This is a genomic window from Microvirga pakistanensis, from assembly GCF_004458765.1.
GTDB lineage: Bacteria > Pseudomonadota > Alphaproteobacteria > Rhizobiales > Beijerinckiaceae > Microvirga > Microvirga pakistanensis.
Genome location: NZ_SPJX01000332.1, coordinates 1 through 25704 on the forward strand (window position 1 = coordinate 1; position 25704 = coordinate 25704).

Genomic DNA, 25704 nt, shown 5'->3' on the forward strand with positions numbered 1-25704 from the left:
GACGGTGGGCTCAACGGTTCGGAGAACGGTTCCAAGGACGTTGCTGTGGTGACTATGTGATGACCGTGGCGATGACAAGCCTCGTGCATCCTCGGCGCAGTAATGATTTATGCCTACGAATTTGCAAGAAGCACAATCTCTCTCAATCCCGCTCGACCTTCTGGTTGATATGAAGGTAATCGGGAGTGTATTGAGCCTGCCGCTGAAGGCCCTCCAAGTCGTTGATGATCAGGGTCTTGCCACTTGAGGTGATCAGGTCATCGGCTCGGAGTTCTTGGAGAACCCTATTGACGTGGACGGTACTCATGCCGAAGGCATCGCCCAACTGCTCCTGCGTGATCGGCATGTCGTAACTGTCGTCCCTCATCAGACCCACTGATTGAAGACGGTCGCGTAACTCGCAGAGAAAATGCGCGAGGCGCTCGCGAGCCTCCATTCGCCCGAGAGTGGTCATCCAGACCCGATGCACGGCACCGTCGATGAGGGTGCTCAGCCAGAGCACACGTGTGAGGTACGGATAGTTCTTCGTAATCTCTTTCAAGTCGCTATGGGGAACGTTGGCTACCTTGCAAGTTGTGAGCGCAGCAACCCCGTCGTCCAACGGCTTGAGCAGGAAGCTGTGTAGGTCCGCAAAGTCTCCCGGCACGTGGAAGGCCGTAATCTGGCGCTTACCATCAGGCGAATGGTTGTGGCGGATGGCAAAGCCCGACAGGATCAGGCTGCTGTGGGTCGGGGAACTGCCTTCAGGCACAATTTCCTCGCGCGGCTGGTAAATCACCGTCCGAAAGGTGATCTGCTCAAGCACATGCCTTTCCTCCTCTGAAAGAGGGCCATGCTGTTCCAGCTTGCGGATGAGCGGATTCGCCATTGATTTTCCCTGCCAAGTTCAAGGAACATTATCGGGTGAGGATACCGAAGCCAGAACCCTTCTCAAGCGCAGCGGTAAGGCTTCAGCAAACGGAATGATCGCCAACTCCCGGCCAGCCTCGTCCATGATGACAATGGCATCATCCAGTGGGGCATCCATTCCACGTCTGATTGCGTCGGCCAGAATATCTCGGATGCCCTCAAGAGCCTCACCCCGAGCAGCGTCAAGGTCGGGAAGCTCAATCCCATCAGGGTCTTGGATAAGCTGGTCGCCTTGTCGAATATGGCGGTAATACCGGGGCATTCGGTTTAACTTCCTGAAGGCATTGAGCGTTCCTTCTCTTCCTGAGCCGTGCTCATGCTTTCGATGCTTTGGGTCACAAGCTCTGATGTTGGGCACAAAGGAAAACATATATCAGTGACAGACGTTAACATCCGTGAGATAGTTGTTTCATCATCAGCAACCGAACATAGGCGCTGATGGCTGAGAGATACGAGCGCTCCCGCCTACAACACAGGGGAGCATCATCTTGGCTGCAACTCCAAATCCCCAAGATAATCCTCTGATCCGAAAGCTAGAGAGCATCTTCACGCTCACGGATGACGAGAGGCAGGCCCTCTCAAATCTGCCGATGCAAGTCATGATCCTCAAGGGCGATCAGGACATCGTGCGCGAGGGCGACCGCCCTTCCCGGTCCTGCCTGCTTCTGGAAGGCTTCGCTTGCACCTACAAGATCACCGGACATGGCAAGCGCCAGATCGTCTCCTTCAACATTCCGGGTGATATTCCCGACCTACAAAGTCTGCACCTGAAGGCACTTGACGCCAGCGTGGGGACAATTGAGCCGTGCAAGGTCGGGTTCATCCCGCACGATGCCTTGCGGGACCTCTGCAACCGCAACCCTCGCATTACGGCGGCGTTCTGGCGCGAGACCCTGATTGATGCGGCCATTTTCCGAGAATGGGTGACGAATGTCGGACGCCGCGAAGCTTACAACCGCATGGCCCACGTCCTATGCGAGATGCTGGTGCGCCTGAGAGCGGTTGGCCTTGCGGAGGACCACACCTGTGATTTGCCTATTACCCAAGTCGAGTTGGGTGACGCCCTCGGTATTTCCAATATCCATGTCAATCGGGTTCTTCAGCAGTTGAGGGCTGATGGGCTGATCGAGACAAAGGGGACACGGCTCACCATTAGGGATTGGGAGAAGCTGAAGCAAGTCGGTGACTTCGACCCGACCTACCTTCACCTTGAGCAGGAGCAGGCAGCGGCATGAACCTCACCTAGTCGGTCCTGTCTTGTTGAGGGCGGCTATATCCGGCAATGACCTCTGCGACTCTGCGGGTGATCTCGCATTTCAAGTCGGTCGTTGGATGCCAGTAGTGAAGGTTATTGACTTTCGCTGAGTTTCCTATGACCTTCCCCATGAACTCAGGGCCATAACCAAGGTTCGCCCCCACGCTATTCCAGCTTCGCCGTAGGTCGTGAAGTGTGACCCGCTTCTCCCCCTTGTGGAGATTTGCTTCACGCCTGATCAACCGCCATGCACTGTCCACGCATCTTATATGTCCAGAGCTAGAGTCAGGTGCAGGGAACAGCCATTCACAGCAACGTGGAATGCGCAGTAGCAGTGCTCCTAATGGTGGACTGATATAAACTTCTAGCGGTCCATCTCGACGGTCAGTCTTATGCTGAATGAGACGAATAATTTGGGCCGTGAGGTCAATGTGCTCCCATTTCAGTTGAAACGCTTCAGATTTTCTCATTGGGCATAGAAGCAGGAACTCAATTGCCCAAAGTGAGACGTTCCGTATCGCTCCTCGATAACGATGACGCTCGATAGCCTCCCACAGACAGCGGTACTCGTCGGTTGATAATACTCGGTCCCGCCGTGGTCTTGAGACCCGCATCTCTATCGCAAATGGGTTTCGTCCCTCCCCAACAAGCTCTCGCTTTTCGCCCCACGCCCAAATTGTTCGAGACCATGTGATAATTTTTGCCCTGAAATGGGGAGCTTGCCTCAGCTTGTCGTAAGTCTGCTGAACGCGGCCCCTCGTCAGGTCAGCTACGAGGAACCCGCCGAACTGCGGTCTAATATGAAGACGGCAGAAGCGGCCTACCTCTTGGAACGAACTACTTTTGTGGTGGTCCGACGCCCATGATAGGTATCTGTCGATTACATCATTGAATAGCCGTGCTTCGGTCAGTTGAAGCTTGCGCTCCCAAGCTGGATCACGTCCTTCACTAATCTTGCCGAGAAGTACCCTCGCCTTTCGCCGTGCCTCATCGACCTCAATGACACCAACTTGACCAATACGAAACTCTCGCTGCCTCTTGTCCCGAGAGCGATACCGCAGAATGAACTGCGCCTTACCGCTTGGGTAAACCTTCACACCGAAGCCACCGATCTCTGTATCCCAACTCCGACCTGTGGATAGCCTTTTTACCGAAGCATCGCTGAGCCGCAGTTTGCGCAGAATAGGTGGTGCCATCACGAAAATCCTGCAAAAGTAAACACCAAGTCGTTGAATTTGCTAAACAAATTGGCGACAGGCACCTAATTCTGCGATGGTGGTCAAAAACTATCGCAAAATCATAGGCCTAGAGCGATTTCGAGGATAAATCATTACTGCGCCGAGGATGCACGAGGCTTGTCATCGCCACGGTCATCACATAGTCACCACAGCAACGTCCTTGGAACCGTTCTCCGAACCGTTGAGCCCACCGTCAAAAAGGCGGAAAAGGCAGCGGTTTCCAACGGTTTCGTTGAGCTTCGCGCCTTGTCCGCAGGAGAAGAGTAATGATCCCCCGTTACAGCCGTCCCGAGATGGTGGCCATCTGGTCGCCCGAAACCAAGTTCCGCATCTGGTTCGAGATCGAGGCCCATGCCACCACGGCCCTCGCCAATCTCGGGGTCGTGCCCCGGGAGGCCGCGGAGAAGATCTGGGAGAAGGGCTCCAAGGCCACCTTCGACGTGGAGCGCATCGACGCCATCGAGCGCGAGGTGAAGCACGACGTCATCGCGTTCCTGACGCATCTCGCCGAGATCGTGGGCCCCGAGGCCCGCTTCGTCCACCAGGGCATGACGTCCTCGGACGTGCTGGACACCACCTTCAACGTGCAGCTCGCCCGGGCCACCGACATCCTGCTGCGCGACATGGACGAGCTGCTCGCCGCCATCAAGCGCCGAGCCTTCGAGCACAAGATGACGCCGACCATCGGGCGCTCCCACGGCATCCATGCGGAGCCCACGACCTTCGGCCTCAAGCTCGCCCAGGCCTACGCGGAATTCGAGCGCTGCAAGCTGCGCCTCATCGAGGCCCAGCGGGAGATTTCCACCTGCGCCATCTCCGGCGCGGTCGGCACCTTCGCCAATATCGACCCGAGCGTGGAGGAATACGTGGCGGAGCAGATGGGTCTCCAGGTGGAGCCCGTCTCGACGCAGGTGATCCCGCGCGACCGTCACGCCATGTATTTCGCGACGCTGGGGGTGATCGCCTCCTCCATCGAGCGGCTGGCGACGGAAGTCCGCCACCTGCAGCGCAGCGAGGTTCTCGAGGCGGAAGAGTATTTCTCGGCCGGCCAGAAGGGCTCCTCCGCCATGCCCCACAAGCGCAACCCGGTGCTGACGGAAAACCTCACCGGCCTCGCCCGCATGGTGCGCGCCTTCGCGCTGCCCGCCATGGAGAACGTGGCGCTCTGGCACGAGCGGGACATCTCGCACTCGTCCGTCGAGCGCATGATCGGCCCCGACGCCACCGTGACCCTCGACTTCGCCCTGGCCCGCCTGACCGGGGTGATCGACAAGCTCGTGGTCTATCCGGAGAACATGCAGAAGAACCTGGACCGCCTCGGCGGCCTCGTTCACTCCCAGCGGGTCCTGCTGGCCCTTACCCAGAAGGGCGCTTCCCGCGAGGACGCCTACCGCCTGGTCCAGCGCAACGCCATGCCGGTCTGGCGCGGCGAAGGCGAGTTCCTGACCCTCCTCAAGAACGACGCCGACGTGACCAAGTACCTGGAGCCGAAGGAAATCGAGGCCTGTTTCGACCTGGGCTACCACTTCAAGCACGTGGATACGATCTTCACGCGGGTCTTCGGTTCCGCTGGGGCATAGCTCGGGCTCTGGACATTTTTGCCTAAAGTGCAACAATCCCCGTGCAGGAGATCATCGGCACGGGGATTGTGTCCATGCTGTCAGAGAAGATCCTCGTCGCCGCTTTCACGCGTGCCGTGAAGCGGGGCACTCTGAAGATGACCACCGCCAAGGGACAGGAGTTCACCTTCGGTGACGGCGGCCTCCCGGACGTTGCGATCCGGTTCACGGACAATGCGGCTCAGACGGCTCTTTGCCTTCATCCAGAACTGAAGCTCGGCGAGCTCTACACGGACGGCAGGCTCGTGATCGAGAAAGGCGATATCTTAAGCCTTCTCCAGCTCCTGCTCCAGGATACCCACGGCGCGTTCGACGAGCTTCCGCTCCATCGGCTCCGCAAGATCCGGCACTGGCTGACCCTGCGCGGCGAGAACGACGCGCACCGCTCCAAGCGGAACGTCGCCCACCATTACGATCTCGATGGACGGCTCTACTCCCTGTTTCTCGACAGCGACAAGCAGTATTCCTGCGCTTATTTCGACCGTCCTGATGCGAGCCTCGAGGAGGCCCAGGGCGCCAAGAAGCGGCATATCGCGGCAAAGCTCCTGGTCGAGCCGGGCCATAGCGTGCTCGATATCGGCTCCGGCTGGGGCGGCATGGGTCTTTACCTGGCCCGGGCGGCCGGGGCGGGCTCGGTGAAGGGCGTGACCCTGTCGGAAGAGCAGCTGGAGGTCTCCCGCAAGCGTGCGTCGGCTGCGGGCCTCGGCGAGCGGGTCAGGTTCGAGCTGGAGGATTACCGCGCGACCGCCGGCAGCTTCGACCGGATCGTCTCCGTCGGCATGTTCGAGCATGTGGGCCTGGCGTCCTACGACGAGTATTTCCGGACCTGCCGCAAGCTCCTGAGGGACGACGGCGTGATGCTTCTGCACACCATCGGCCGAACCGGAGCGCCCTACCCGACCAATCCCTGGATCACCCGCTACATCTTCCCCGGCGGGCACCTTCCGACTCTGTCTGAGATGATGCCCGCCATCGAGCGGGCGGGGCTGATGGTCACCGACATCGAGATCCTGCGCCTGCATTACGCGTACACGCTCCAGGCCTGGCGCGAGCGTTTCAGGGCCCATCGGGAGGAGGTTCTGAAGCTCTACGACGAGCGCTTCTGCCGGATGTGGGAATGCTATCTCGCCATGTCCGAATCCGCCTTCCGCTGGCAGGACGCGGTGGTGTTCCAGGTGCAGCTGGCCAAGCGCAACGACGTGGTGCCCATGACCCGCGATTACATCGCCGAACGGGAGGCCGCCTTGAGGGAAGCCGAGAGCAGGTCCAAGCCTGTGGAGTTGAAGCGCAGCGCTTGAACGGGCGGCACAGGGCCTTTATCTGCGGATTATGAAAACCTCCGATTGCGACATCCTCATCGTCCCAGGCTATTCGAATTCGGGCGCCGACCATTGGCAGAGCCGATGGGAGCGGCAGCTCTCGACCGCGTGGCGGGTCGAGCAGGAGAACTGGGACGCCCCCAACAAGGACAAATGGGTCGAGCGGATCGTCCAGGACGTGAAGCGCGCCGAAAAGCCCGTTGTCCTGGTCGGCCACAGCCTCGGCGTCCTGGCAATCGTCCACGCCGCACCGCTTCTCGCCGCCAGCAGGGTGCAGGGCGCCTTTCTGGTGAGCATGCCGGATGTGGAGAGACCCGGTTTCATCCCCGCCATCGATCGCGCCTTCGCGCCGATCCCGCGCGATCCCCTGCCCTTCCCGTCCGTGCTGGTGGCCAGCCGCACGGACCCCCATTGTGATTACGACAAGGCGGAGGACATCGCCTATTCCTGGGGCTCGTCCATCGTCGATGCGGGCGATGCCGGGCACCTGAACACGGAGAGCGGGCACGGCCCCTGGCCGGAAGGCCTCATGCGGTTCGCAGGCTTCCTGAAGCGGCTGGCGTGAAAAAGCCTGGCACCCGGGAGGGTGTCAGGCTGCGTTTCGGAGCGATTTGGCCCGTGCTTACTGAGTGGCGATGATCGGGTCCGGAACCTTGTTCTTCACCGGCGGGATCTGGCGCAGATAGGCGAAGATCGCCTTCAGGTCCTGGTCGGTCATCTTGCCGATCATGGGCCAGGGCATGGGCGGGAGGATCTGGCGGCCCTGGCCCTGGTGCTTGCCGGTCCGCATCGTCTGGATGAACTGCTGCTCCGTGAAGTCACGGAGAACCCCGGTCTCCGGGTCGGGCGTGAGGTTCGCCGTGTAGGACACTCCCCACGGGCCGGCCCATGCGGTCAGAGTGGCCGCCACATGGGCATTCCAAGGCCCGGTCGGACCGGGAGCAGGCGGCAGCTGCATATCCTGGGGATGCCCGGAGAGCATCCGCGACATATCCGGCTCGGGTCCGTTAGCTCCCATCTTCAGGGGCGTGTGGCAGTCATGGCAGCCGCTGACCATCGTCATGTATTCTCCGCGCTTGACCTGGGCGCTCTTGGCGGATGTCTTGCTTTGCGCGAGCGCGATCGCGGGCACCGACATGGCGACGGCGGCTGCGATGAGAAGAATTCGACTTGCTTTCATGGGTCCTCTCCCTTCGTTTGAGCGGTTTTTCCGGTCGCCTCGGTTGATCGAACCGGTGCCTCCAGATCTCGAATCCATTGAGTGACAAGGCGGATCGCCTCGTCGTCGATCATGACGGTGCCCACGGGCGGCATCTGCACGAGCGGATTGCGGGAGCCCATGCGCTGCAGCAGCACGCTGCGCTCGGGCTGCCCAGGCTCGACGCGAAGCTTCGCATCGGGCGCCTGTCCCGGAAAACGCCCCTTGACCGGCTGCCCGACAGCCGTCGCGACGGTTCGCTCGGCGTCCCTTCGAGCGGGGCCCTGCACATGCCGCAGCGAGAAGCCGAGATTCCTCAGGGACCCCGCATCGTTGTGGCAATGGCCGCAATTGCCGTGAAGATATCCCAGCGCCGTCCGCTCCGCGGGCGTGGCGGCATGGATGACAGGCGGGTTCTCGAGAACGGCCCGGGGGAGGCGCTTCAGCAATTTGTTGTCGACGAGGTATTGCAGGTCGACTCCGGGCGCGGGCATCGGCTCGCCGTGGATGGCATTCGGGTCCCGGGCAGACGACAGTTGCAATGCGCCGAAGCCCAGCACCTGCGCGGGATGGCCCTGGTGGCAGGACTTGCAGTCATTGACGCTCGGGATGAAATGCGAGCGTCCTCCGCCGAGATCGAACGCCTTGGGCTTTCCCCTCTCCGACACGAGACGAGCCTCGCTCTGATCCTCGTTCCATTCGTAGGCAGCATAGAGCCAGGTCCCGTCCTCCTGCCGCTCCATGAACCGCGTCTCGATGCGGCGGCCGCCGAAGGAGAACTCCTTCCAGAACCGTGTTCCGGCCGGGAAAGCCCACACATCCGGGTTGGAGCCGTCGATCGCCGCGCGGGCGGGCAGCGAGATCCAGCGCTTCTTGGCGGCGCCGTCGGACCAGAGCGGGTATTGCGGCGCGAATTCCAGATGCCGCGGATCCACCTGATGCCGGCCGAAATCCGCATAGAGGCCCGTCTCCTGCAGCAACTCGGGAGCGCTCCTGGAAAGGGGCCGCCGCGCGGCGGCGGCACTGCCCAGGAGAGCGATCGCCGCCAGCGCAACGCCGATGATCGACGTCCAACGCCCGATGCGCCTTGTGCGCATCTCCGACAGCACTGGCATGACGGCTCCGTCCACGACCCAGCCTCTTGGCTTCCATGCGATTGAGGTCACTGGTTGCGGTGGAGGCTCTAGAGCTCTTCCGGCACCTTGATTCCGCAACATCGATTCCTTCCTTTATAACATTCAAGGTAAGGCAATAACAACTCGAAACAGCGGGGTCTTCGCGTCGCAGCCCGGCTGTCGCATCGATGGCACCGGAAATCTGGCCCTCGCCTCGAAGGCGCGCAGTGCGGGACCACACCTCTTGGAAATCCCGGACGGCGGGACGCTCTGCCAGGAAGATGACGAAAAGTTCATGCGGCAGTCATTCTGACGAGAGCAGGAAGGGAGCATTCTCGCCTCATCGGTGTTCAAGGAGGATAACCGTATGAAAAAGATTGCCACCCTCGCGACGGCTGCCGTGATGCTCGCCGGTGTCGGAACCTATGCCTTCGCACAGGCGCCCACGACGCCTCCGGCGGCGCAGGATCAGGCCCAGCAGGCTCGTCCCCGCCTGTCGCAGGACGATTTCAACCGCCTGGTCGATGCCCGCGTGGCGGCGATCAAGGCCGGGCTGAAGCTCACCGGCGACCAGGAAAAGCTCTGGGGTCCCGTGGAGAGCGCCATCCGCAACGCCGCCAATCAGCGCTACACCCGAATGACGCAGTTCCGCGAGACCCGCGAGCAGCGCCGCTCGGCGGACTTCATGCAGCGCCTCGAGCAGCGGACCACCATGCGGACCGAGCGCGCCCAAGCCTCGACGGCGGTCGCGACGGCTCTGCGCCCACTCTGGGATACCTTCAGCGACGACCAGAAGCGCGTCGCTCCGCGCCTCCTGCGCGAAGCCGTCAATGACGGCATCGGCATGCACGAGCGCCGTGGGCGCGGCGGCCGCGACGGTCATCGGGGCCGCCACGCCGAGATGCGGCACCACGGCCCGCAGCAGTAAAGGACCACGAAAAACAAAAAGGCCGCCCCCAGGGGCGGCCTTTTCAGTTCGGGATCGGCTTCGCGGATTAGCGCGAATAGAACTCGATCACGAGATTCGGTTCCATCTGCACCGGATACGGAACCTCGGAGAGGGTCGGGATGCGGGTGAAGCGAGCCGTCATCTTGGAGTGATCGACTTCGATGTAGTCCGGAACGTCGCGCTCGGCGAGCTGGCTTGCCACGACCACGACTTCGAGCTGCTTGGACTTGTCCTTCACCTCGATCACATCGCCGGCCTTCACGAGATAGCTCGGGATGTTCACGCGACGGCCGTTGACCTTCACGTGACCGTGGTTGACGAACTGACGAGCCGCGAAGGGAGTCGCAACGAACTTGGCGCGATACACGATCGCGTCGAGACGGCGCTCGAGCAGGCCGACCAGGTTCTCACCGGAGTCGCCCTTCTGACGGATGGCTTCCGCATAGTAGCGGCGGAACTGCTTCTCGGTGATGTTGGCGTAGTAGCCCTTCAGCTTCTGCTTGGCGCGCAGCTGAGTGCCGAAATCGGACATCTTGCCCTTGCGGCGCTGGCCGTGCTGGCCGGGGCCGTATTCGCGGCGGTTCACGGGGCTCTTCGGGCGGCCCCAGATATTCTGACCCATGCGGCGGTCAAGCTTGTGCTTGGCCTGAATGCGCTTCGACATCGCTGTTCCTCTTGTGTTGTCGAATTTGCGAGGAACGCGCCCTCCTCTTCCCCGAAGGGACGACAGGCCGACCGGAGCCGGGCCACGGGAGCGTAAAAAGTTACGCGGCCCCGTTAAGGACCGCGTGAACGGGAGCGATGTAAGAGAAAACGGGCGAGAAGTCAATCAAGAGAACGCGTGAGCGGCCTCATGCGTCGATGAGCGGCATGTCCTCGATCATCACCTGGGGCAGACCCTTGCTCCGCAAGGCCTCCCGGAAGGCCGGGGTCATGCCGGCCCCACCGGTGAACACCGCCAGGGCTTCGTTTTCGTCGGCCTCGTGGCCCGGAACGGGCGGGCCGATGAGCTGAGTGACCCGACGGGCAATCGCCGGCGCGGGATCGATCCAGGTGACGCTCCACGGCGCGAGCTTCTGGAAGCGGGGCAGCAGGAGCGGATAATGGGTGCAGCCGAGAGCCACCACATCCGTCCGGCCGTCTTCTCCTTCCACGAAGCAGGGCTGAAGCTCGGCCATCAGCTCCTCGTCGGGAACGGGGGCACCGGCCAGCTCCGCCTCGGCGAAGCCCGCCAGACGGTGCGAACCCACGAGATTGACCTTGCAGCCGCCCGCATAGGTCTCGACGAGGTCGCGGGTGTAGTCGCGCGCCACGGTGCCGGGCGTGGCGAGCACGGTCACATAGCCCGTGCGGGTTGCGAGCGCCGCGGGCTTGATGGCCGGAACGGTGCCGACGAAGGGCACCGAGAAGCGCTCGCGCAGAGGCGGAAGCACGACCGTGGAAGCCGTGTTGCAGGCCACCACCACGAGCCGAGGATCGTAGAGACCGATCAGCCGCTCCATGACCGCGAGGACGCGGGCCGTCAGCGCCCCGGCGCTCAGCCGTCCATAGGGGAAGGCGGCATCGTCTCCCGCATAGACGAAGCGGGCGTCGGGACGGGACTTCAGGACCTCGGAGAAGACCGTCAGGCCGCCGAGACCGGAATCGAACACAAGGATGGTGGGAACGGGGGAAGGCATGACAGCCGGGTTATAGGACGCGCCGGCCAGAAGATCGATACGCATGGGGGTGCTCCATCCCTAGAATGGGAGCGATCCGTGAAGATTTTCTGAAGGCTGCCAGAGGAAAAGGGTTGTGGACGCGACAGCTCGTTCTTGCTGCGAAGTAACACAACCGTCGGTATAGGCGCGCCAGTTGCAACTACAGGTTAAGAAGCCTGCAACCAGGAGAAAAGGCAATGGCGTTATCAGCACTCGAGCAGGCGTACCTGGACTACACCATGTCCTCTGGGGCCGGGAGCTCGAACGTCTATTGGGGCACCGCTCTGACCGGCGGCAGCTATGGATCGGTCGCGGGCGGCAAGAAAGGGGACGGCAAGAAGGAAAACGCCGGTCAGGGGGCAGCGGGGAATCGGCCTCGTTCACGCGTGGCGGCATCCCGGTCAAGGACGGGAAGCTTCCCTTCGATCCGAAGAGCGACCAGTATCAGTATTCGGTGAATCGGGATGGCGGCCCCCATGTCTACTACAACGACTTCTATTTCAAGGACGGCCGAAAGGTCCCCTGCAATGGTTGGATGGGGTGGGAATATCCGGAGCCGGGCGAAGTGGTCAAACTGCCAGCCTGCCCCACGGATCAGCCTGCCAACAAGAATCCGCCGCTGGTGAGTTATTACGACTTTCCCTGAGAGCCTCCGGCCCTGGCCTCGGCCGGGGCCCTTGCCGCCAAGGGTCCCCCGCCGCAAAGGTGGCTTCCGCCCTCAATGGGTGGCCTACGAGCGTCCGCCGAGAAGTTGGATCAGGCTTTCCCTTGATTCCGCCGGCGCCTGATTGAGCCGACGACGCGGCCCACGCTCCGGCTTTTCCTCCTCCTGTCCTTCCACCTTCGGCATCTGGGCGGAGAGGCGCCGCACCGGCCAGCCGTCGCTCCAAGTGCCCATATCGATGAATTTCGGGTCGCGCACGAGGGCCGTCGCATCCTTTCCGGCGAAGGCCGCATCGGCGGCGATCTCGAAGGTTCTCCAGACGGCGAGATAGTCCAAAGTATCGGTCACGTTGTTGCCGAGCTGCTGGGTCAGGATGGTCTGAGGACCGGAGAGCGCCATGTCGGCGCTCCACTTCCAGGTATTCCTCTCTTTCGGATCGCGCGGCGGATCCGGCGGCAGCTTGATGGCGGCGGCATCGTATCCGGCCTTCGGAGAGCCGGGAAAGGCCAGGGTCGCGGTCAAAGCCGGATAGCCGTGATCGTCCGAGCTTGCCCGCATGAACAGCTTGCGCGTGGCGGGGATCCCGCTGGTCGCCTCGAAGAGGCCTCGGGAGGCCCGGTCGCTCGGCAGATGCTCCCGGTCACCGTTCATGGTGATCAGGAGGGTCGCCTTGTCCACCGTCGAGAGGTCGCGCAGCATGATCCCGCGCTCCTTCTCGTTGGACGCAATGCCACCCGGCACGAGACCGAAGATGAGTTTTGGGGCGGGGAGCTTGGTCACCTGGATACCCGCCGCCACGTTCAGCGCGAGAGGCACGCCCGCCGAATGCCCGATGAACGCGACGCGGGTGAGATCCGGCCGCGCCTGCGGATCGTCGGCGAGAGCCGTCAGCGCCTGGAAGATCAGATCCTCGGCCCGGGCTGTCGCATCCGCGGGACGCGAACGGTTCACCTCCTGGAAGCGCGGGAAGATGACGAGATAGCCCCGGCGGGCGAGATGATCGATGAGCCCCCCATAGAGGCCAGGATTCACGGCTCCCCAGGAATGGAAGAACACCACGACGGGGCGCGAGGCCGGCGTGTCGCCGCCATGGAAAACATAAGACCCCGAGCTGGCGGTGCCGGTCCCGCGCTTGACTACGTCGGTGATCTTGTAATCCCTGCCGCCCGGCCCCTTCTCCGGCTGCTGCGGCGGCGTCGCCGCCAGACTTGCCGGAGCGGCAAGGCTTGATCCGAAAAACACGAGGGCGATCAGCGAGCGGCGCATGGAGGTCCCAGATCAGAATGGGCGGCGCGGACTGCGCCGAGTAATACTAGAGCACAACATCTTTAACGTTTTCTCAAGCGGCGACCTTCCGCAAGGGCACGAATCGCCCCACGCAGGGTACGCACATCCTGCTCCGTCATCGCGAGGCGATGAAAGATGTCCCGCATGTTGCGGGTCATCGTCGGCTTCTTGTCCTCAGGGTAGAAGTTCACCGCTTCGAGCTCGGCCTCGAGGTAGTCGAAGAAGGACGTCACCATCTCGCGGGGCGCGGGCGGCGACAGGATCTCGCCCGAGAACGGCAGCGCGCCGCCGGTCGCGAGCTTGTACCATTCATAGGCGACGAGCAGCACGGCCTGCGCCAGGTTCAGGGAGGAGAACTGCCGGTCGACCGGGAAGGTGATGATGGCGTCCGCCAGCGACACCTCGTCGTTCTCCAGGCCCGTCCGCTCGCGCCCGAACAGGATGCCGACGCGCTGCCCGTCCGCGCCGCGCCGATGCGTCTCGGCCATCGCCTCGTCGGGCCCGAACACGCGCTTCATCTGACCACGCTCCCGGGCCGTGGTGGCAAAGACGAAGTGCAGGTCGGCGATGGCCTCGCGCGCCGTGTCGTAGAGCTTCGCGCTGTCCAGCACATGCACCGCGCCCGAGGCCGCCGAATGCGCGCCCTTCCGTGGCCAGCCGTCCCGCGGGGCGACGATGCGCAGTTCCGAGAGACTGAAATTGGCCATGGCCCGGGCCACCATGCCGATATTCTCGGCTAGCTGCGGCTCGACGAGGATGATGATGGGCTTCGAGGTCATGGTGCGCAGTATCGTATCGTTGACGGGGTCGATGTGAGAGGCGCCGGCTCGACGGGATCCGGTTCGCATGCGGTCAGGCGGCACATGATCTTGCTAACTCAGCTCCCGCTCATGAGCAAAGTCGATCTGAGGACAAGCTCTCACCGATCACCGTCGTTGATCCCGACCCGCTCCGGGCCTCGGCACACATCCGGCCGCCTAGGACCTGTCACCTCCATGCAGGATAGAACGGACAGGACAATCAACCGTGAATAGGTGTGCCATTCCATCGACGCGTGTTCGTCAGGCTCACCTTCTTATCTCCGGAACTAAAACCTATGCCGGTCCATTCTTCCAGCCATTGCATCCTGTCGCCAGTTTGCAGCCCTGGAGAACCGAACTGTCCCAGCTCCGTTTGACCGTTTTTCTCGCCTGTCTCGCCATTCTCCCCTCGCGCCCAGCCCTGCCCACGCCCTCCGTGGTGCAGCCGCCCCCTCCCCTCTTCCACGGCAATTGGTGCGGGCTCGGCGACCTCGGCCGCGGCAGGCCCGTCGACGCCCTCGATGCGGCCTGCCGCGCTCACGACCTCTGCTACGAGCGAGTGGGCCGGGGTGCCTGTGCCTGCGACCGGGCTTTCCTGCGGGCGACTGCGGCCCTCGCCCAACGCCGACAGGTCGATGACGGCACTCACGCGAAGGCGGCACTCGCCAACACGCTTTTCGCCCTCACGCCCTGCGTCGAGACCGGGAAAAGCCGCAGACGTTTCAGAAAGCACTGAATTCCCCGCCCGCCCCCACCTTCCCCGCCGGGCCTAACCGCGCTATAGGCGCGGGTAACTGCCTGCCGCCGGCAGGCCTGTTCCAGCTCCTCAAGAAGCGCAAGGTGAGATCATGGCGAAGATCAAGGTAGCCAATCCGGTCGTCGAGCTCGACGGCGACGAGATGACCCGCATCATTTGGCAGTTCATCAAAGACAAGCTGATCCACCCCTATCTGGACATCGATCTGAAGTACTACGACCTGGGCGTCGAGCACCGGGACGCTACCAACGACAAGGTGACGGTGGAGGCCGCCGAGGCGATCAAGAAGTACGGGGTCGGGGTGAAGTGCGCCACCATCACGCCGGACGAGGGGCGCGTGAAGGAGTTCAATCTCAAGGAGATGTGGAAGTCGCCCAACGGCACCATCCGCAACATCCTGGGCGGGGTGATCTTCCGCGAGCCGATCATCTGCAAGAACGTGCCGCGCCTGGTGCCGGGCTGGACCCAGCCGATCATCGTGGGCCGCCACGCCTTCGGCGACCAGTACCGCGCCACCGACTTCAAGGTGCCGGGCAAGGGCCGCCTGAGCATCAAGTTCGAGGGCGAGGACGGCACCGTGATCGAAAAGGAGGTGTTCAAGTTCCCGGACGCGGGCGTGGCCATGGCCATGTACAACCTGGACGAGTCGATCCGGGAATTCGCCCGCGCGTCGATGAACTACGGACTGATGCGCAAGTACCCGGTGTATCTGTCGACCAAGAACACCATTCTGAAGGCCTATGACGGACGCTTCAAGGACATCTTCGAGGAAGTCTACCAGAACGAGTTCAAGCAGAAGTTCGATGCGGCCGGCATCACCTACGAGCACCGGCTGATCGACGACATGGTGGCCTCGGCGCTCAAGTGGTCGGGCGGCTATGTGTGGGCGTGCAAGAACTACGACGGCGACGTGCAATCGGACACGGTGGCGCAGGGCTTCGGCTCGCTCGGCCTGATGACCTCGGTGCTGATGACCCCGGACGGCCAGACCGTGGAGGCCGAGGCAGCCCACGGCACGGTGACGCGCCACTACCGCGAGCACCAGAAGGGCAAGGAGACCTCGACCAACTCGATCGCGTCGATCTTCGCCTGGACGCGCGGCCTGGCCCATCGCGCCAAGCTCGACGACAACGCGGAGCTGGCCCGCTTCGCCCAGACCCTGGAGAAGGTGTGCGTGGACACGGTCGAGTCAGGCTACATGACCAAGGACCTGGCGCTCCTGGTCGGTGCCGAGCAGAAGTGGCTCTCCACCACAGGCTTCCTCGACAAAATCGACGAAAACCTCAAGAAGGCGATGGCGGCAGCGTAAGCCAGTCCCGTTCCGAGGCAATCGAAAATGGCCGGGTTCACCCCGGCCATTTTTGTTACCGGGTCACCTCATCTGATCGAGACCCGCCACGCACCATTGTCACCTGCCGCGTATGACGGACGCACGTCGCCGCGTCCTGAGCAATGCAGGGAATACCGCAAGGTCTATGTCTTCTCGGCTTGCACGCTTGTGCTGCCACGCGTTGAGCGCCTCCTCTGACGCCGGATGCGTTTCATGAGAGCAATCGACGCCTGCATTGTCCGCTCCAGTTGGCTCAACACGAGAAACATGTCGGGCGAGGGCGATGAATGCTTGGTGTCTCGCATGCTTCTGACCTCTTTGCCTTTCTGTCTGGATTGAAATGAGCAGTTCAGATTGAAAGCCTGGCTTGGCAGTAGGGCCAGAATGTGGCTCGGTTTGATTGCGAATTCAGTCTTCCCGCGTTCTGGTGCTGCACCGGCCACGAGGCTGCTTTTGCTGCCGCTTTGACACGCCAGCCAAGCGCACCGATCCTTCGTAAGCCATCACACCGGCGACCACGGACGAGGCGACAGCCGCTGAGCCTATGACTTGAAGTATGAAATCTGCCATGGCTATCTCTGGGGTTGCCAGAGCTTCAGTGTACGCCCGGAGCTGCAGAATATCGCCCGCGCGGAAGGACTACCGATTTCTGGCGAGCACCGGCTCACTCTCCCATGAACCGTCCAGGCTGAGCCCTATGATCAAGCGTGTGTTGGAGATCGAAAATGGCTGCATCAGAATCCAAACCCGTGATGACCGGCGGCTGCCAGTGCGGCGCCGTGCGCTATGCGCTCATGTCCGAGCCGACGCAGCCCAGCATCTGCCATTGCCGCATGTGCCAGAAGGCCTTCGGCAACTATTTCGCGCCGCTGACCGGCGTGCCGCGCAAGGATCTGGCCTGGACGAAGGATCGGCCCGGCATCTTCAGGAGTTCGGAGGCCGTGGAGCGCGGATTCTGCCGGGATTGCGGCACGCCGCTGACCTATTCCTATCTGGAGAACGATCGCATCAGCGTCTCCATCGGGAGCCTCGACGAGCCGGCGCGGGTGACGCCGGAGATTCAATACGGCACCGAGAGCAAGATCCCGGCCTTCGAGATTCTGCATACCCTGCCCGGCCAGCGCACGGACGATTACGCCACGCCGGAGGAACTCGCGAGGATGGCGTCCCGGCAGCATCCCGACCACGATTGAGGTCTTGAAGCACTGCCGCCATCCTTGGGCCGCGCAGCGAAGCCCGGGCTCCATAAGCATCGCGGATCGTCGGGCTCACAAGCCCTCCGACGTCATCACCGGCCTTGTGCCGGTGATCCACGTATTGAAACCGCAAGGCATAAAGACGTGGATGGCCGTGACAAGCACGGCCATGACGGGAAAAGCCCATGACAGTGGGATGTCATCCCCGGCGGGGGGGCAGCCGCCGGCCCGGGTNCATCTCCGGCCGGGAATGACAATCGTCGGTGTGGTCCCAAAGCGCCAGAATGAGCCGCCGCCGGAATCATGGCGCCTCACCAAAGCGACAAGGCCGTCCCCGGATCGGGTCCGGGGACGGCCATGATGTCAATCCGTGCCGCACCCTCACCTGACTCGACCTGTACCGTCCGGGATGCTGTGCCTTCCTAGGCGGCCGCGAGCGCCGCCTCGATGGCCGAGAGCGCGGCTTCGGCCTGCGCCCCGTCGGGACCGCCGGCCTGGGCCATGTCGCGGCGTCCGCCGCCGCCCTTGCCGCCGAGCTTCTCGGAACCGATGCGCACGAGCGAGACCGCGTCGTACTTGCCCGTCAGGTCTTCGGTCACGGCGACCACGATGCCCGCCTTGCCGTCCTCGGCGACGCCCACGATGGCGACGATTCCGGAGCCGAGGCGCTTCTTGCCCTCGTCGGCGAGGCTCTTGAGGTCCTTCATCTCGACACCCGTGACGGAGCGAGCCATGAGCTTGGTGCCCGCCACGTCCTTGATCGGATCGCCGCCAGCGCCACCACCGCCCATAGCGAGCTTGCGGCGGGCTTCCGCCAGATCCCGCTCCAACCTGCGGCGCTCTTCGAGAAGAGCGGAAAGGCGAGAAGACACCTCGTCCACCGGCGTCTTCAGGAGGCTCGCCACCTCGCGCAGCTTGCGGCTCTCGTCCGCGAGGTAGCGGCGGGCCGCGTCGCCCGTCATCGCCTCGAGACGGCGCACGCCCGCCGCGACCGCACCCTCGGCCACGATGGTGACGAGACCAATATCGCCCGTGCGGTTCACATGGGTGCCGCCGCAGAGCTCGACTGAGAAGGTCCTGTTGCCCTCCGCCTTGCCCATGGAGACGACGCGCACCTCATCGCCGTACTTCTCGCCGAAGAGCGCGCGCGCGCCGGACTCGATGGCCTCGTCCACGGCCATGAGCTTGGTGACGACCGGCTCGTTCTGGAGCAGCACCCGGTTGGCGATTTCCTCGACCTGTTTCAGTTCCGCTTCCTCGATGGGCTTCGGATGGCTGAAGTCGAAGCGCAGCCGGTCAGGGGCCACCAGGGAGCCCTTCTGGGCCACGTGATCGCCGAGCACCTGGCGCAGCGCCTCGTGCAGGAGATGGGTCGCGGAGTGGTTCGCCCGCACCGCCGAGCGGCGCTCGTGGTCGACGATCAGCTCGAGGGACTGGTTCGGCTTCAGCGAGCCGTGCTCCACCGTGACATGATGCACGAAGAGGTCGCCGAGCTTCTTCTCCGTGTTGGTCACGAAGACCCGAGCGCCCTCGCCCTGCATCACGCCGGTGTCGCCGACCTGGCCGCCGGACTCGCCGTAGAACGGCGTCTGGTTGAGAACCAGGAGGCCGGACTCGCCCGCCTTCAGCTCCTGCACTTCCCTGCCGTCCTTGAGCAGGGCCACGACGACGCCCTCGGCGTTCTCGGTGTCGTAGCCGAGGAACTCCGTGGCGCCGGTGCGCTCCTTCACGGCGAACCAGACGGTCTCCGTCGCCGCCTCGCCCGAGCCGGACCAGGCCGCGCGGGCCTTCTCGCGCTGGCGCTCCATGGCGACGTTGAAGGCCTCCGTGTCGACGCCGATGCCGCGGGGCTTGAGCGCGTCCTGTGTCAGGTCGAGCGGGAACCCGTAGGTGTCGTAGAGCGTGAAGGCGGTCTCGCCGGAGAGGTTCTGGCCCTTGGCGAGATTGCGGCTCTCCTCGTCGAGGATCGACAGGCCGCGCTCCAGGGTCTTGCGGAAGCGGGTCTCCTCCAGCTTCAGCGTCTCGGTGATGAGTGCCTCGGCGCGGATCAGCTCGGGATAGGCCTGCCCCATCTCGCGCACCAGAACGGGCACGAGACGGTACATGAGCGGTTCCTTGGCGCCGAGCAGCTGCGCATGGCGCATGGCGCGGCGCATGATGCGGCGGAGCACGTAGCCGCGGCCTTCGTTCGACGGCAGGACGCCGTCCGCCACGAGGAAGCAGGCGGTGCGCAGGTGGTCGGCGATCACGCGATGGGAGGCCTTGCGATCACCTTCGGGCGCGACACTGGTGGCATGGGCCACCGCGTCGATCAGGGTGCGGAACAGGTCCGTGTCGTAGTTCGAGTGCACGCCCTGCAGGATCGCCGAGATGCGCTCCAGGCCCATGCCGGTATCGATGGAGGGCCGGGGCAGTCCGATGCGGTTGCCGGGCTCGATCTGCTCGTATTGCATGAACACGAGGTTCCAGAACTCGAGGAAGCGGTCGCCGTCCTCCTCAGGGCTGCCGGGAGGGCCGCCCCAGAGCTTGTCGCCCTGGTCGATGAAGATCTCCGAACACGGGCCGCAGGGGCCGGTATCGCCCATCTGCCAGAAATTGTCCGAGGTCGGGATGCGGATGATCTTGGAATCCGAGAAGCCCGCGATCTTCTTCCAGAGGTTCGCCGCCTCGTCGTCGTCGTGATAGACGGTGACCAGGAGCCTGTCCTTGGGCAGGTTGAACTCCTTGGTGATCAGGCCCCATGCGAGCTCGATGGCGCGCTCCTTGAAGTAGTCGCCGAACGAGAAATTGCCGAGCATCTCGAAGAAGGTGTGGTGGCGCGCCGTGTAGCCCACATTGTCGAGATCATTGTGCTTTCCGCCCGCGCGCACGCATTTCTGCGCGGTCGCCGCGGTGCTGTAGGGACGCTTCTCGGCACCCGTGAAGACGTTCTTGAACTGCACCATGCCGGCATTGGTGAACATCAGGGTCGGGTCGTTGCGCGGCACGAGGGGGCTCGAGGCCACGACCTCATGGCCGTTCTTGGCGAAGTAATCGAGGAAGGCCGACCGGATTTCGTTGACGCCGCTCATGGGTTCTCAAACTCGGATGCAGGGGCCGTTCGGGCCCGGAGAAGTATTCGTTCGTCGGGGTTTTTAGACGGACGCGTCGTTGCTGTCGAGGCGGCGTTTGGGCGGGCGGGGCGAATAGGCCTGCGGGCGATGCTCCGACGCGCCTTCCGACCGGACAGCCAGCGGATTGCGCCGGCGACGAGGATCCGACCACGGGACCGAGCCCGGCCGCGAAGGCCCACAGGGAGCAGTGGCAGCCCGCTCCGATCAGGCTGCCCTGCCTCGGTAGTGGCACCCCGAAGGGGTGAGTTGTGCCGGGACTCCCCGGTGCTAACCTCGCTTTGGCCGTTGGGCCTCGGATTACTCCGGTTTCCTCGTATGTTTTTGCACTTTGCAACCCTTGCGCCGCAAGCGCGGACCAAACCCCATCCTGGAGGGTCGGGCAGGTCGCTCTGCGGAATTGCGGGTGCAGGCTGTCTTGCTCTTTCGGTTCTCGGCGGCCCTGCCCTGGCGCAGCCTGCCGAGCGGAGCTGGCATCTCACGGCCTATGGCGGCCAATGGGTCGATGCCGATCTGGTGGAAATTCCGGAGCGCGCCTTCACCGGCAGCCTGAGCACGGAAAGAGCCTATCTTGTCGGAGCAGGTCTTTCGAGGGTCATTCTCCCGTCCTTCACCATCCCCCTGCCCGGCACCGACTTCGCGTTTCGCGGCAACCGGATCGAACTCGAAGGACAGGTCCTGCGGCATTTCGGCGACCAGAGCCATTGGGAGGGGACGCTCGCGCTCGTGTTCCGGACCGGGCCAATTCCGCTCTTCGGGGGCTTGAGCGTCAACCTGGCCTTCGGCGAAGGCCTTTCCTATGCCTCCGAACGACCACGGCTGGAAGGCAACCCTGAGCTCGAGCCGACCCAGCTTCTCAACTACCTCGCCTTCGAAGCCGAGTTCTCCCATTCCTCATGGCCGGGCGTGTCCTTCGTCCCCCGGATCCACCACCGTTCCGGAGTTTTCGGGCTCTTCGCCGACAAGGGATCCGGCTCGAACTTCATCGGTGCCGGCATCAGGGTGGATCTTCGCTAAGCCTCACCCTGGACCGGCATCCGCTTGCCAGCAAAAAGACCGCCGCGATCTCTCGCGACGGCCTGTTGTTTGCCCTTGAAGGAGAGCAAAACCTTAGTCCGCGGAGCCCTCGTCCAGATCGTCGGCGGTCGGGGTCGCCTGCTCCAGGATGCGGTCGGCGAGCAAGCCGGCATTCTGGCGGATGAGGGCCTCGATCTTGCCGGCGATCTCGGGGTTGTCGCGCAGGAACTGCTTGGCGTTCTCGCGGCCCTGGCCGAGGCGCTGGCTGTCATAGGAGAACCAAGCGCCGGACTTGTCGACGATACCGGCCTTGACGCCGAGATCGATGAGCTCGCCCACCTTGGACACGCCCTCGCCGAACATGATGTCGAACTCGACCTGCTTGAAGGGCGGAGCGACCTTGTTCTTGACCACCTTCACGCGCACCGAGTTGCCGATCGGATCGTCACGATCCTTCAGGGTCGAGACGCGGCGGATGTCGAGGCGCACGGACGCATAGAACTTCAGGGCGTTGCCGCCCGTGGTCGTCTCAGGCGAGCCGTACATGACGCCGATCTTCATGCGGATCTGGTTGATGAAGATCACCATCGTGTTCGACCGGGAGATCGAACCGGTGAGCTTGCGCAGCGCCTGGCTCATGAGGCGGGCCTGGAGGCCCGGCTGAACCTCGCCCATCTCGCCGTCGAGCTCGGCCTTCGGCGTCAGCGCCGCCACCGAGTCGATGACGAGCACGTCCACCGCGCCGGAGCGCACCAGCGTGTCGGCGATTTCGAGGGCCTGCTCGCCGGTGTCGGGCTGGGAGATCAGGAGATCGTCCAGGTTGACGCCGAGCTTGCGGGCATAAACGGGATCGAGCGCGTGTTCCGCGTCCACGAAGGCGCAGACGCCGCCCTTCTTCTGGGCCTCGGCGATGGTGTGCAGCGCCAGCGTGGTCTTACCGGACGATTCCGGTCCGTAGATCTCGATGATGCGGCCGCGGGGCAGACCACCCACGCCGAGCGCGATATCGAGGCCGAGGGAACCCGTCGAGACGGTTTCGATTTCAACCGGCTGCTGGCCCTTGCCGAGCCGCATGATCGAGCCCTTGCCGAAGGCGCGCTCGATCTGAGAGAGCGCCGCGTCGAGAGCTTTCGACTTGTCTTTATCCATTGATGAGCTTTCCACCAGTCTCAGAGAAGACTGCGACATGACCAGACATCCTTATGGCAGGAGGAGGAGTGAATCTCAACGCGGTGTTGAGGGAATATATGTACTCACTTTGTTCTCATGCACAAGTTCTTTTTTCGTTCCTTTCCGAGAATTCACAGCCGTTTGGAAGGCCAGGTTGCCGCAGGTAAATATACCAGCTTACTCAATAACTTACTGCCCGATCACCTGCTTCACGGTCTCGACCAGCTGACGCAGGCTGAAGGGCTTGGGCAGGAAGTTGAAATCCTCCCCTTCCGGCAGGTTCTTGCGGAAGGCTTCCTCCGCGTAGCCGGAAACGAAGATCACCTTGAGATCGGGGTAGAGCTTGCGCAATTCGCCCAGGAGCGTCGGGCCGTCCATCTCGGGCATGACCACGTCGGAGACCACGAGATCCACAGGGGAGCCCCGCTCCTGGATGATCTCCAGGGCCTCGATGCCGGAGGCCGCCTCCAGAACCGTGTAGCCGCGCGCGGAGAGCGCCCGGGCGTTCACCGCGCGAACCGGATCCTCATCCTCCACGAGCAGGATGGTACCCTGCCCCGTCATGTCGGCGGCGGGCTTCTTGGGGGCGTCCGCCTTGACCTCCTCGGGCACCTCCTGCGCCTCCGCCACGTGACGCGGCAGATAGATGCGGAAGGTCGTGCCCTGCCCGGGCTTCGAATCCACGTCGATGTACCCGCCCGACTGCTTGACGATGCCGAACACCGTCGAAAGGCCGAGGCCCGTGCCCTTGCCCACCTCCTTGGTGGTGAAGAAGGGCTCGAAGATCTTGTCGACCACCTCCGGCGTCATGCCGATGCCCGTGTCCGAGACCTCGACCACGACGTAATCGGCGGGCGGCATCCCGCTCACGTTCAGGCGCGCGGCTTCCTGGGCCGAGACATTGGCCGTGCGGATCGCGAGCTTGCCCCCGTCCGGCATGGCGTCGCGGGCATTCACCGCCAGGTTCACCACCACCTGCTCGAACTGGTTCACGTCCGCCTTCACGAACCACAGGTCGCGGCCGTGGCTGAGGTCCAGTTCCACCCGCTCGCCGAGAAGGCGCTTGAGGAGCATCGAGAGGTCATAGAGGCGGTCGTTGAGGTTGAGCACCTCGGGACGCAGGGTCTGGCGGCGCGAGAAGGCGAGCAGCTGACGCACCAGGCTCGCGGCCCGGTTCGCGTTCTGCTTGATCTGCATGATGTCCTGGAAGGACGGGTCGGTGGGCCGGTGGTTGGCGAGCAGCAGGTCGCTGTAGCCGATGATCGCCTGGAGCACGTTGTTGAAATCGTGCGCCACGCCGCCGGCGAGCTGGCCGACCGCGTTCATCTTCTGGGACTGGGCGAGCTGCTCCTCGACCTTGCGGAAATCCGTGGTGTCGAGGGCGTAGAGGATGGCCACCTCGCCATCCGCACCGGTATCGCCTGTCGGCGTGACCCAGACCCGGACGGAGCTGCCGTTCTCGCCCGCCGTCTGGAGCTCCAGGGGAGCGATGTCGCCCCGGTTCTCCGCCACGGCCTTCAGCGCGGCGTCCATCGGACCGCTTTCCCGGAAGCTCTCGAAGATGGAAGGACCTTCCCCGACCTGGTCGCCTGTGCGCGGCAGGATGCCGAACAGCTTGGAGAACGGCGCGTTGGCATGGACGATCCGACCGGCACGGTTCACGGTTGCGATCGCGATCGGCGTATTGTTGAAGAAGCGGACGAAACGCACCTCGGCGGCGCGCTGGCCCTCGTCCACCTCGATGCCCGGCGAGCGGTTGAGAACGAGGGTGCGGGAAGCTCCCATTCGGCCGTCGAGCCCGAAGGCGATGCGGTGATAGAGGCGCACGGGCAGGAACTGGCCGCTGCGGCGGCGAAGATCCAGATCGAGGGTTTCCGTGCGCACGCTGCCCGGCTCCCCCGTCAGAGACGTCAGCATCGCCACCACGTTGCGCGGCACGATATCGCCAAGGCTGAGACCACCGGAGCCGACCTGGGCGAGATCGTAATCGAGCCACGTCGCGAGTGTGGCATTGAGATAGATGATGGACCCATTCGGATCGACGGAGAGGAAGCCAGCCGGAGCGTGATCGAGATAGTCGATGGCGTGCTGAAGCTCCTGGAAGACGTTCTCCTGACGCTCCCGCTCATGGGTGATGTCAGCGATGCTCCATAGGGAAGCCTCGCGCCCGCCGGAGCGGGGCACGGGGCGCACGCGGACGCGGTACCATCCGAATTCGTGCTTCCCGTCGAGGGACGGGGACAGGCGGATCTCCTCCGTTCCGGTCCGGCGCTCGCGCCCTGCCTGGGCCAAGCGATAGATGGCCTCGGAAACCTCCGGAGCCCCCATGAACAGGCGTTCGACGGCACGCACCTCGGCCCGATCGGAGCCCGCGAGCGAAAGGTAGGCTTCGTTGGCATAGAGGATACGACCGTCGTCGTCGACCACGGCCAGCCCCTCGCCCGCCGTATCCGCCATGAGCTTGGTGATATCGTTGCGGGTAGTCTGCCCGGCGAACTGGACGACTCCGATGGCCCAGGCGAACAGGAAGAACACGCCCGCCATCGCGAAGAAAGCCAGAAGCCCCAGGATCAGGGGCTGCGCCTGCTCGCTGCCGAGGAAACGGAGGCTCAGCACCGCACCGGCCAGGACGGCTGCCAGCAGCAGAACCCATCCGAAATGGCCGGGACGGTCGGAACGGTCGATGGTCGCGCTCTTCGGCATGTCGCCCCGTTGAACCATAGATGTCTCAATCCTTCAGGAAGGCGGATGCGCCCACGGATACCAGGTGAGAGCGACGCCGGATGAGGGACCTCGATCCGACCGCTCGATCTTTGAAGCGTCCTACACGGAATTCATTGATTGTCCTCTAAAGCATCGGACGCAAAAGTGGACCTGCACTTTTCGCGTCGATCCGATGTTATCTTCTTAAGTTAAGAGCATTGTTTGTTGCGGACCCAGAGGGCTGCACGGTGCTCAAGGCGGCATCAAGCGGTGACGCAAGGGGGAGAAAATTCTCCGGGGAATGCTTGAGGATCGCCCCGTGCAGGCCACATTTTGGGTGCTTGAGAGCCTTTCCCCCCTTCCGCGCG

The 25704-nt window shown here is 63.3% G+C and carries 22 protein-coding genes; 10 read left to right on the plus strand and 12 right to left on the minus strand.

Annotated elements, in window-relative coordinates:
• Nucleotides 1–142: 142 nt before the first annotated feature.
• Together E4K09_RS17400 and E4K09_RS17405 are read right to left on the minus strand one after the other, a co-directional pair.
• Complete coding sequence (locus tag E4K09_RS17400) at nucleotides 143–868, minus strand: Crp/Fnr family transcriptional regulator (RefSeq protein WP_134499056.1); 726 nt, start codon at nucleotides 866–868, stop codon at nucleotides 143–145.
• A gap of 18 nt (nucleotides 869–886) precedes the next feature.
• On the minus strand, nucleotides 887–1171 hold the full coding sequence (locus E4K09_RS17405) for a DUF6894 family protein (protein ID WP_134499057.1): 285 nt from the start codon (nucleotides 1169–1171) through the stop codon (nucleotides 887–889).
• Between the two features lie 226 nt (nucleotides 1172–1397).
• On the opposite strand from E4K09_RS17405, the gene E4K09_RS17410 reads away from it, so the two are divergent.
• On the plus strand, nucleotides 1398–2144 hold the full coding sequence (locus E4K09_RS17410) for a Crp/Fnr family transcriptional regulator (RefSeq protein WP_244610562.1): 747 nt from the start codon (nucleotides 1398–1400) through the stop codon (nucleotides 2142–2144).
• 7 nt (nucleotides 2145–2151) lie between these two features.
• Here the strand turns inward: E4K09_RS17410 and E4K09_RS31110 are convergent, their stop codons facing one another.
• The gene (locus E4K09_RS31110; RefSeq protein WP_134499058.1) at nucleotides 2152–3360 is read right to left on the minus strand and encodes a tyrosine-type recombinase/integrase; all 1209 of its coding nucleotides are present in this window, start codon (nucleotides 3358–3360) and stop codon (nucleotides 2152–2154) included.
• 308 nt (nucleotides 3361–3668) lie between these two features.
• On the opposite strand from E4K09_RS31110, the gene purB reads away from it, so the two are divergent.
• The 3 genes from purB (at nucleotide 3669) to E4K09_RS17430 (ending at nucleotide 6905) form a co-directional block, all read left to right on the plus strand.
• Nucleotides 3669–4982: an adenylosuccinate lyase gene (gene purB / locus E4K09_RS17420; protein WP_134499059.1), complete on the plus strand. Its 1314-nt coding sequence runs from the start codon at nucleotides 3669–3671 to the stop codon at nucleotides 4980–4982.
• 74 nt (nucleotides 4983–5056) lie between these two features.
• Entirely contained in the window at nucleotides 5057–6319 is a 1263-nt protein-coding gene (locus E4K09_RS17425; protein WP_134499060.1) for a cyclopropane fatty acid synthase, read from the plus strand.
• 31 nt (nucleotides 6320–6350) lie between these two features.
• The gene (locus E4K09_RS17430; RefSeq protein ID WP_134499061.1) at nucleotides 6351–6905 is read left to right on the plus strand and encodes an RBBP9/YdeN family alpha/beta hydrolase; all 555 of its coding nucleotides are present in this window, start codon (nucleotides 6351–6353) and stop codon (nucleotides 6903–6905) included.
• 57 nt (nucleotides 6906–6962) lie between these two features.
• Here E4K09_RS17430 and E4K09_RS17435 read toward each other — a convergent pair whose 3' ends face one another.
• On the minus strand, nucleotides 6963–7520 hold the full coding sequence (locus E4K09_RS17435; RefSeq protein WP_134499062.1) for a c-type cytochrome: 558 nt from the start codon (nucleotides 7518–7520) through the stop codon (nucleotides 6963–6965).
• On the minus strand, nucleotides 7517–8653 hold the full coding sequence (locus E4K09_RS17440; RefSeq protein ID WP_134499063.1) for a hypothetical protein: 1137 nt from the start codon (nucleotides 8651–8653) through the stop codon (nucleotides 7517–7519). The genes E4K09_RS17435 and E4K09_RS17440 overlap by 4 nt, the downstream gene beginning before the upstream one ends.
• A gap of 367 nt (nucleotides 8654–9020) precedes the next feature.
• Here E4K09_RS17440 and E4K09_RS17445 point away from each other — a divergent pair, with 367 nt between their 5' ends.
• Complete coding sequence (locus tag E4K09_RS17445) at nucleotides 9021–9581, plus strand: Spy/CpxP family protein refolding chaperone (protein WP_134499064.1); 561 nt, start codon at nucleotides 9021–9023, stop codon at nucleotides 9579–9581.
• 67 nt (nucleotides 9582–9648) lie between these two features.
• Here E4K09_RS17445 and rpsD read toward each other — a convergent pair whose 3' ends face one another.
• The gene (rpsD, locus tag E4K09_RS17450) at nucleotides 9649–10266 is read right to left on the minus strand and encodes a 30S ribosomal protein S4 (protein WP_134499065.1); all 618 of its coding nucleotides are present in this window, start codon (nucleotides 10264–10266) and stop codon (nucleotides 9649–9651) included.
• A 187-nt stretch (nucleotides 10267–10453) separates the two neighbouring features.
• Nucleotides 10454–11326, minus strand: a complete 873-nt coding sequence (murI, locus tag E4K09_RS17455; RefSeq protein WP_134499066.1) for a glutamate racemase — start codon at nucleotides 11324–11326, stop codon at nucleotides 10454–10456.
• 130 nt (nucleotides 11327–11456) lie between these two features.
• Here murI and E4K09_RS17460 point away from each other — a divergent pair, with 130 nt between their 5' ends.
• Nucleotides 11457–11948, plus strand: a complete 492-nt coding sequence (locus tag E4K09_RS17460; protein ID WP_134499067.1) for a hypothetical protein — start codon at nucleotides 11457–11459, stop codon at nucleotides 11946–11948.
• A gap of 84 nt (nucleotides 11949–12032) precedes the next feature.
• Here E4K09_RS17460 and E4K09_RS17465 read toward each other — a convergent pair whose 3' ends face one another.
• Both E4K09_RS17465 and E4K09_RS17470 read right to left on the minus strand, forming a co-directional pair.
• Complete coding sequence (locus tag E4K09_RS17465; RefSeq protein WP_134499068.1) at nucleotides 12033–13232, minus strand: alpha/beta hydrolase; 1200 nt, start codon at nucleotides 13230–13232, stop codon at nucleotides 12033–12035.
• 62 nt (nucleotides 13233–13294) lie between these two features.
• Nucleotides 13295–14032 (minus strand): RNA methyltransferase, encoded by a 738-nt coding sequence (locus E4K09_RS17470; protein WP_134499069.1) that lies wholly within the window; start codon nucleotides 14030–14032, stop codon nucleotides 13295–13297.
• 394 nt (nucleotides 14033–14426) lie between these two features.
• Between E4K09_RS17470 and E4K09_RS17475 the strand changes: the two genes are divergently transcribed.
• The 3 genes from E4K09_RS17475 to E4K09_RS17485 all read left to right on the plus strand — a co-directional run bounded on the left by E4K09_RS17475 (nucleotide 14427) and on the right by E4K09_RS17485 (nucleotide 17333).
• Nucleotides 14427–14789, plus strand: coding sequence for a phospholipase A2 family protein (locus tag E4K09_RS17475; RefSeq protein ID WP_244610563.1), 363 nt, complete (start codon nucleotides 14427–14429; stop codon nucleotides 14787–14789).
• 112 nt (nucleotides 14790–14901) lie between these two features.
• Nucleotides 14902–16119: an NADP-dependent isocitrate dehydrogenase gene (locus tag E4K09_RS17480; protein WP_134499070.1), complete on the plus strand. Its 1218-nt coding sequence runs from the start codon at nucleotides 14902–14904 to the stop codon at nucleotides 16117–16119.
• A gap of 746 nt (nucleotides 16120–16865) precedes the next feature.
• Nucleotides 16866–17333: a GFA family protein gene (locus E4K09_RS17485; RefSeq protein WP_134499071.1), complete on the plus strand. Its 468-nt coding sequence runs from the start codon at nucleotides 16866–16868 to the stop codon at nucleotides 17331–17333.
• Between the two features lie 425 nt (nucleotides 17334–17758).
• Here E4K09_RS17485 and alaS read toward each other — a convergent pair whose 3' ends face one another.
• Nucleotides 17759–20407, minus strand: coding sequence for an alanine--tRNA ligase (alaS, locus tag E4K09_RS17490; protein ID WP_134499072.1), 2649 nt, complete (start codon nucleotides 20405–20407; stop codon nucleotides 17759–17761).
• Between the two features lie 357 nt (nucleotides 20408–20764).
• Between alaS and E4K09_RS17495 the strand changes: the two genes are divergently transcribed.
• The gene (locus E4K09_RS17495) at nucleotides 20765–21463 is read left to right on the plus strand and encodes a hypothetical protein (protein ID WP_134499073.1); all 699 of its coding nucleotides are present in this window, start codon (nucleotides 20765–20767) and stop codon (nucleotides 21461–21463) included.
• A gap of 93 nt (nucleotides 21464–21556) precedes the next feature.
• Here the strand turns inward: E4K09_RS17495 and recA are convergent, their stop codons facing one another.
• The gene (recA, locus tag E4K09_RS17500) at nucleotides 21557–22651 is read right to left on the minus strand and encodes a recombinase RecA (RefSeq protein ID WP_134499074.1); all 1095 of its coding nucleotides are present in this window, start codon (nucleotides 22649–22651) and stop codon (nucleotides 21557–21559) included.
• 171 nt (nucleotides 22652–22822) lie between these two features.
• Nucleotides 22823–25354, minus strand: a complete 2532-nt coding sequence (gene cckA / locus E4K09_RS17505) for a cell cycle histidine kinase CckA (protein WP_134499075.1) — start codon at nucleotides 25352–25354, stop codon at nucleotides 22823–22825.
• Between the last annotated feature and the right edge of the window lie 350 nt (nucleotides 25355–25704).